This window comes from Actinoallomurus sp. NPDC052308, assembly GCF_040679195.1.
Lineage (GTDB): Bacteria > Actinomycetota > Actinomycetes > Streptosporangiales > Streptosporangiaceae > Actinoallomurus > Actinoallomurus liliacearum.
Map to the genome: position 1 here is coordinate 45,045 of NZ_JBFAUM010000042.1, position 7,467 is coordinate 52,511.

Sequence of the window (7,467 nt, forward strand, 5' to 3'; positions counted from 1 at the left end):
CCCCACCATGCCACCCGACCGCTCCTGCTTTCCAGAACATCGGCCGAACACGGTCGAAGTGTCGCGTACCTTCCGAAAACCTATTAAGCGGTTGTGACCTTGTTATCCATCAGGAACTTGGACATCCTTGGTGTCCCTAGGACACGTAGGCGGTGGGGGGCTCGACCGGCCGAGAACCTTTGGGGGACAACAGGAGTTGAGCGTCCAGGCGCCGTTCCGCAACAACCTGCTCCGCCGGCTGCCGATCGAGGAGACCGTCAGCCCGCACTACGGGGGCCGCCATCGGCTGGCCCTCATCTACAAGACACGCGACCTGATCGTTCTGGGCCTCGGCGTGATGGTGGGCGCCGGCATCTTCAAGATCGCCGGCCAGCAGGCCGCGACGACGGCCGGTCCCGCCGTGATCGTCTCCTTCGTCATCGCGGGCCTCGCCTGTCTGCTGTCCGCGCTCTCCTACGCGGAGCTGTCGTCCACGATGCCGGTCGCGGGCAGCGCCTACTCGTTCACCTACGTCGCCTTCGGCGAGATCTGGGCCTGGGTGATCGGCTGGGCGCTCCTGCTCGAACTGCAACTCGCCGCCGCGGTCGTCGGCCGGGCCTGGTCCCTGTACGCGACGCAGCTCATCACCGACGTCGGCACCATCTCCGGCGTCTCCGCCATCCACGTGCCCAGGGCGATCGCGGGCGTCGTCGGGCACGAGACGGGCTTCGACCTGTTCTCCCTGCTCATCCTCGCCCTGCTGGCAGTGGTGGTGGCCATCGGCGCGCGGCTCAGCCTCTACACGCTGTGGTTCATGGTGCTGGCGAAGGTCATCGCGATCGGGCTGGTGATCGCCGGCGGCCTCCTCTTCTTCCACCCCGCCAACCTCAAGCCGTTCGTGCCGCCCGCCCGGCCCGTGCCCACCGGCGGCGACCGGACCGTCCTGGACCTGATCACGGGCGGCGCGCCGCACGCGTTCGGCCTGTTCGGCATCTTCGCCGCCACGTCGGCGATCGCCTTCGCCTACATCGGCTTCGACCTCATCGCCACGGCCGCCGAGGAGACCCAGGACGCACCGCGCCGGGTGCCGGCCGGGATGATCGTCAGCCTGCTCATCGCGATCGCCCTCTACATCGGCGTCGCGGTCGCCATGGTGGGCATGGTCCCGTACGGCAGGCTGGACCCGGCGACGCCGCTGGCCAGTGCGTTCACCGCCGTCGGGTCGAGCGGGATGGGCCTGGTCATCGACGTGGGCGCCGTGATCGGCCTGGCCACCGTCATCCTCGTCGTCATGGTCGCCCAGACCCGCGTGATCTTCGCGATGGCGCGGGACGGCCTGCTGCCCGCGCCGCTCGCCGCGATCAGCGGCCGGTACAAGGTGCCGACCCGCGCCGCGCTCCTGGTCGGGGGCACGGCCATCGCGCTGTCCCAGGTCGACGTCTGGACGTTCGGGAAGGTCAGCGTCCTCACGCTCCAGCAGATGATCGTCATTGGGACGCTGTTCGCCTTCCTCTTCGTGTCGGCGGGCGTGCCGGTGCTCCGCCGCAGCCGCCCGGACCTGCCGCGCGGGTTCCGCGTGCCCGGCGTGCCCGTGACGCCGATCCTGGCGATCGGCGCCACCGGCTGGCTCATGCTCAACCTGCACCTGCGCACGTGGGAGTACTTCGGGATCTGGATGGCGTTCGGGCTGATCGTCTACCTGCTGTACGGGCGGACCAACAGCCGCCTGCGGCACACCCTCGAGGGCCACGCGGCCCGCGCGCAGGGCCGGCATCGCCGTTGACGGGGATCGCCGAGCCGCGCGCGTGGGTGATCATGGTCGGGTGACTTCGACCTCCGTCTCGACCGGTCCGACCCGCCGGGACCGCCTGGCCCGCCTCGCCGTCGCCACCGTCTTCGCCCTGCACGGCATCGCGGCGGGAAGCTGGGCCGCCCGCATCCCCTGGGTGAAGGAGGCACGGCACCTCACCTCCGCCGACCTGGGGCTGGCGCTGATGGGCGCGGCGATCGGCGGGCTCACGGCCATGCCGGTCGCCGCGTGGCTGAGCGCGCGGGTCGACAGCCGCACGCTGACCCGCGTACTGGTGATCGCCGTCGGAGTCGCCCTGCCGCTCCCGGCCTTCGCGCCGGTCCTGCCGGTGATCTTCGTTTCGCTGGTCCTCTTCGGTGCCGTCAGCGGCGTCCTCGACGTGGCGATGAACGCCCAGGGCGTCACGGTCCAGGAGCGCTACGGCCGGTCGATCATGTCGGGGCTGCACGGCCTGTGGAGCGTCGGCGGTCTGATCGGCTCGGCGAGCGCCGGACTCGTCGCCCATGCCGGCGTCGCGGCACCGGCGCACCTGCTGACCGTCGGGGTGATCATCGCCGTGGTCGGCACCCTGTGCGGCACCCGCCTCACGCCCGCGCCGCCGACGGCCGCCGGAAAGGTGTTCGCCCGGCCGGACCGCGCCCTGCTCCTCCTCGGCGTCATCACCTTCGGCAGCCTGTTCGGGGAGGCGGCCGCGGCCGACTGGAGCGCGGTGTACCTCCGCACGACCGCGCACGCGACGCCCGGCGTCGCCGCGTGGGGCTACGCCGGGTTCTCCCTGTCCATGGCCGCCGCCCGTCTCGTCGGGGACCGTGTCGTGGAACGGCTCGGCGCGCCCCTCGTGGTGCGCACGGCGGCCCTGATCGGCGCCGTCGGCCTGGCCGTGGGGCTGCTCGTACCGGTCACGCCGGTGGTCGTCGTCGCGTTCGTCCTGCTCGGACTCGGCATGGCGACGGTCGTCCCCCTGACCTTCAGCGCCGCGGGCCGTACCCCCGGCCGGGACCCGGGCACGGCGGTGGCCGCCGTCGGCACCGTCGGGTACGGCGGATGGATGATCGCCCCACCCGTCATCGGGTTCGTGGCGCAGGCGACCTCGCTCACCACCGCGCTCGCGCTGGTCGCGGTCATGACCGCCCTCATCGCCCTGCCCGCCGGAGCCCTCCGCGAACGCCCGGCCGCGACCGAATCCTGAGCCGCCGCCCCGCCCGCTGAGCCGAACGGGCACGCCAGGCACCGGGCCGGAGCGGCGCTCAGCGCTCGGCGCCCGGCGGCCGAGCAGACCTCGCCGCGCGCCGGGCCGGAACCGCGCTCAGCGCTCCAGGAAGGGCGCCAGCAGGCCCGGCAGGGCCTCCTCGGCGATCCGCAGGGCCTGCGGCAGGGGTACGTCCTGGACCTCCACCCGCTGACGTCCGGCGGCGGTCGTCGCGACCAGGGTGGCCAGGCCGCTCCGCCGTTGGAAGAAGGAGCGTCGCAGGTTCCAGCCGATGATCCCCTCGCAGGACAGCGCGCTCCGGCGTCGTACGAGCGAGCCGCGACGGCTGACGAGGGTGCCGTCGACGACGGTGTGCCCGAGGGCGTGCGCGCGGTCGGTCGCCAGCAGGGCGGCGAGCGGCACGAGGACGAGCGCGACCTGCCACGTCCACGCGGGCACCGCCCCGAGGGCCCACAGGGCGAGGACTGCGGCCACGAGGAGGAGTGCGGCGCCGACGGCGCGGGAGAACCGGCGGCGGGCCGCGCGCGGCCCGTGCCCGGTCAGCGTGCGGGTGAAGGGGACGTCGTCCCGCAGGACCGCGGCGGCCACCCGGAGTGCCTCGGCGCGCGGCGCGGGCGGCAGCAGCAGTGACCCGCCGCGTTCGGCGCCGCGCCCGACCCGCAGCCCGGTGGTGATGGCGATGCACCGGGCCCCGCCGACGGCCCGCAGCAGCAGCGGCTCGCTGAACTCGACTCCGCGCAGCCTCCGCTCCTCGATGGTGATCGCGCGGGTCGTGATGAGGCCGCGGGTGACATGGAGCGTGCCGGCCTCGTTACGGGTGAGCCGGAAGCCGTGGAAGGACAGGACGTACCCGAGGGTGGAGGCCACCGTCACGACCACGAGAAGCGCGACCACGACGACCAGGACGTCCACCGCCGGCGAGGTCCGCCCGAACCGGTCCAGCAGCGCGCTCAGCACCTCGATGCGCCGGGGGTCGACGTGCGCCTCGTTGAGCGAACGCCAGACGACGCCGGCCACGACGCCGACCGTGACGAACCCCGTCAGCGTGAACGGGCCGTACCGCACCCAGTCCGGGCGCATCCGGGCCAGGAGCGTCTCACGGGGCCGCTCGGCCGGCCGCGCGGCGGGGGCCGCCGCGCGGTGCAGGAGCTCCTCCCGCAGCCGGGCGGCCTCGGTGGCCGTCATCGCGTCCAGCTTCACGCCGTCGTTCTTGCGGTCGGTACGGCCGGTGCCCACCTCCACCTTGGCCAGGCCGAGCGAGCGGTGCAGGGCGTGGGCCGTGACGTCGACCGTACGGATCCGGCCGCGAGGGACGGTCAGGACCTGCCGCCGCAGGAGGCCCTTGCGGACCTGGAGCTGTTCGGCGGTGACGCGGTAGGAGGTGGTGAACCAGCGCAGCAGCCCGCCGAGGATGACGAGGCCCGTGGCGCTCAGGCTCCACCAGGACCCGCGCCCTCCGGTGCTGCCGACGACCACGGCGCCGACGAGGACCGGCCACGCCCGCAGGAGCTCCTGCACCGGGTGAACGAGGAGCATCCGGGTGGACAGCCGCCGCCAGTCACCGGCACCCGGACCTGGTTCGGTGGCACTCATGTGGCGTCGCTCCGGTCGGCCGCGGTGCCCTCGGTGAGGTGGTCGACGAGCCGTTCCGCCGCCTCCAGGTCGAGTCCGCGGATCTTCAACGGGCCCGCCGCCGAGGCCGTCGTCACGGTGACGTTGGCGAGGCCGAACAGTCGCTCGAACGGTCCGCGCTCGCTGTCGACGGTCTGGATCCGGGAGATCGGGGCGATGCGCCGTTCCTGGTCGAACCAGCCGGACTGCGTGTAGACGGCCTCCGGCGTCACCTCCCAGCGGTGCACGCGGAACCGCCACCGCGGCATGACGATGACGTGCGCCGCGCCGAGCACCCCGGTCAGGATGAGGCCCGCGAGATGCCATGGGACGTGGCCCCGGTCATCGAGCATCCAGATGACCTGCCCTGCGGCGATGGGCAGCCAGCCGCCCAGCGCGCGCAGGGTCCAGTAGCCGATGGCCTTCCTGCTGACCAGGTGACGTGGCGGCCGGAGCCGCACTTCGTTTCCCTCCACGACGTCGATCCTCGCAGAGCCCTCGTCGTCCCTATAGAGCGCGCTATCACCGACTTTCCCATGACAGATGTCACGGGAGCCGTCCACCGGCCCGCTCTCGGAGCGGTCCCCGCCGGCCCGGTCGTTCCGGAGCCGGGGTCCGCCTCGGGGTGGGCGTCCCGGCCGTGATCCCGCTCACGCCATTGCGGTGTGAGAGCCATCGCGGCATAAAGTTAGGCTTACCTAAACAAGGAGATCCCTATGACTGACGACAGGCCCGCCCGGCGGGGCCGGCGGGTGAACCGCGGGCGCGTCGAGCGCGTAGAGCGGATCACGCCGCACCTGATCCGGGTGGTGATCGGCGGTGATGAGCTGGCCGGATTCCCCGTCGGCGCCTACACCGACCACTACGTGAAGATCCTTTTTCCGGTCCCCGGCGTGGAGTACCCCGAGCCGTTCGACATGGAGGCCATACGCCGCGACCTGCCGCGCGACCAGTGGCCGCGGCAGCGCACGTACACGGTCCGCTCCTGGGACGCGGATGCCCGGGAGCTGGCCATCGACTTCGTGTACCACGGGGACCACGGCCTGGCCGGCCCGTGGGCCGCCGGGGTCAAGCCGGGCGAGGAGGTCCTGTTCCTGGGGCCCGGCGGAGGGTACGCGCCGAGCGAGACGGCCGACTGGCACCTGCTCGTGGGTGACGAGAGCGCGCTGCCGGCCATCGCCGCCTCGCTGGAGAGGCTCCCGGAGGACGCGACCGCCCGGGTCTTCGTCGAGGTGGCCGGCGTGGAGGACGAGGTGCCGCTCGCCTCGCCGGGCGACGCCCGGATCGTGTGGCTGCACCGTGACACCGCCGAGGTCGGTGCCGCGCTCGTCGAGGCCGTACGGAACCTGGAGTTCCCGCCGGGCGAGGTCCACGCGTTCGTGCACGGCGAGGCGGAGTTCGTCAAGCGGCTGCGGCGGCACCTGCGAATCGAGCGGGACCTGTCGATGGACCAGCTGTCCATCTCCGGTTACTGGCGCCGTGGTGCGGACGACGAGGGCTGGCGGGCGAGCAAGGCGGAGTGGAACCGCCGGATCGAGGAGGAAGAGGCCACCGCGACCACCTGAGCCGCCCAGAGAAGACCGGATGGAGCCGGCCGACGACCCACTCCATTGGACCGATCCGCCATAAAAGAAGGTTTTCAAGGGCTATTTCGGTCAGAGGGGGCCGTCAGGTCTGTTCACCAGTGGTCATTCGATGGCAGACTCTGCCCGCATTATGGTGATCGGAGGTGGGTACCCGTGGCCGTAGCGGTGCATTCGGTGAGCAGGCCCACCGTACGCCGCAGGATCGTGGGCGCGCAGCTGCGGCGCCTGCGGGAGGCGGCCGGGGTGAGCCGCAAGGACGCGGCCGAGGCCATCAACACGACGGAGAGCCGGATCGGCCGCCTCGAACAGGGCCGGGCCGGCCTCGACGAGGACGACGTCGTCGCGCTGCTCAAGCTGTACGGCATCGACGACCGCGGCGAGCGCGACGCCCTGCTGACCGTCGTACGCGAGGCCAGCCGGCCGGGCTGGCTGCAGGCCTACAACAACGCGATGCCCGCCTGGTTCCGCCCCTACGTCGACCTGGAGGAGGCGGCGCAGGTCATCCGGACCTACGAGGTGCAGTTCATCCCCGGCCTGCTGCAGACCCCGGAGTACACGCGGGCGGTCGTCCGTCAGGGCATGTCCGATCCGTCGTCGGCCGAGATCGAACGCCGGGTCGAACTGCGGATGCGCCGGCAGCGGCTCCTCTACCAGCCGCATCCGCCGCGTCTGTGGGCCGTGATCGACGAGGCGGCGCTGTGGCGGCCGATCGGCAGCGTCGAGGTGACCCGGGCCCAGCTCCGCGCGCTGCACGAGGCCGCCCGGCGGGAGAACATCACGGTGCAGGTCATGCCGTTCCGGGTCGGCGGTCACGCCGGTGAGGCCGGGGCGTTCACGATCCTGCGGTTCCCCGAGCCGGAACTCCCCGACATCGCCTACATCGAGCAGCTCACGGGTGCGATGTACCTGGAGAAGGACGACGACATGGACCACTACACGGCGGCGATGGAGCGCCTGTGCGTACAGAGCGCCTCGCCGGATGAGTCCATGGACCTGATCAGCAAGATCATGCGCGAACTCTGAGATCGATCCCGCACGGCGGACGGAGTCCGCGCGTGCTTCACGCGCTCTTCGCGTTCGTTCCCCGCGCCTTCCGGCGGCGTTCCCCGCGCCTTCCGGCGGCGTTTCTCGCGCCTTCCGGCGGCGACGTCGTGTCAGAGGTCGCGGAGGATAGAGCCGAGGGTGTCGCGGATGCGGGTGGCGGGCTCGGCGTCGATGCACAACCGCTCCATCACCGCCAGATAATTATCCACATCCTCACGCTTGTCCAA

At 72.1% G+C, this 7,467-nt stretch carries 6 protein-coding genes; 4 read left to right on the forward strand and 2 right to left on the reverse strand.

Annotated elements, in window-relative coordinates; translation table 11 throughout:
- The first annotated feature begins 196 nt into the window (after positions 1–196).
- Together AB0L00_RS43120 and AB0L00_RS43125 are read left to right on the forward strand one after the other, a co-directional pair.
- Complete coding sequence (locus tag AB0L00_RS43120; protein WP_364443605.1) at positions 197–1,762, forward strand: amino acid permease; 1,566 nt, start codon at positions 197–199, stop codon at positions 1,760–1,762.
- A gap of 40 nt (positions 1,763–1,802) precedes the next feature.
- On the forward strand, positions 1,803–2,978 hold the full coding sequence (locus AB0L00_RS43125; protein WP_364443606.1) for an MFS transporter: 1,176 nt from the start codon (positions 1,803–1,805) through the stop codon (positions 2,976–2,978).
- Positions 2,979–3,095: 117 nt separating this feature from the next.
- Here the strand turns inward: AB0L00_RS43125 and AB0L00_RS43130 are convergent, their stop codons facing one another.
- Together AB0L00_RS43130 and AB0L00_RS43135 are read right to left on the reverse strand one after the other, a co-directional pair.
- Positions 3,096–4,592 carry a PH domain-containing protein gene (locus AB0L00_RS43130; RefSeq protein WP_364443607.1) on the reverse strand — a complete coding sequence of 499 codons (1,497 nt, stop codon included), beginning with the start codon at positions 4,590–4,592 and terminating at the stop codon, positions 3,096–3,098.
- Positions 4,589–5,086, reverse strand: coding sequence for a PH domain-containing protein (locus AB0L00_RS43135; RefSeq protein ID WP_364443608.1), 498 nt, complete (start codon positions 5,084–5,086; stop codon positions 4,589–4,591). Before AB0L00_RS43135 ends, AB0L00_RS43130 begins: the two co-directional genes overlap by 4 nt.
- Positions 5,087–5,326: 240 nt before the next feature.
- Here AB0L00_RS43135 and AB0L00_RS43140 point away from each other — a divergent pair, with 240 nt between their 5' ends.
- Both AB0L00_RS43140 and AB0L00_RS43145 read left to right on the forward strand, forming a co-directional pair.
- Entirely contained in the window at positions 5,327–6,175 is an 849-nt protein-coding gene (locus AB0L00_RS43140) for a siderophore-interacting protein (RefSeq protein ID WP_364443609.1), read from the forward strand.
- A 195-nt stretch (positions 6,176–6,370) separates the two neighbouring features.
- Positions 6,371–7,219 carry a helix-turn-helix transcriptional regulator gene (locus tag AB0L00_RS43145; protein ID WP_364443610.1) on the forward strand — a complete coding sequence of 283 codons (849 nt, stop codon included), beginning with the start codon at positions 6,371–6,373 and terminating at the stop codon, positions 7,217–7,219.
- Positions 7,220–7,467: the final 248 nt, after the last annotated feature.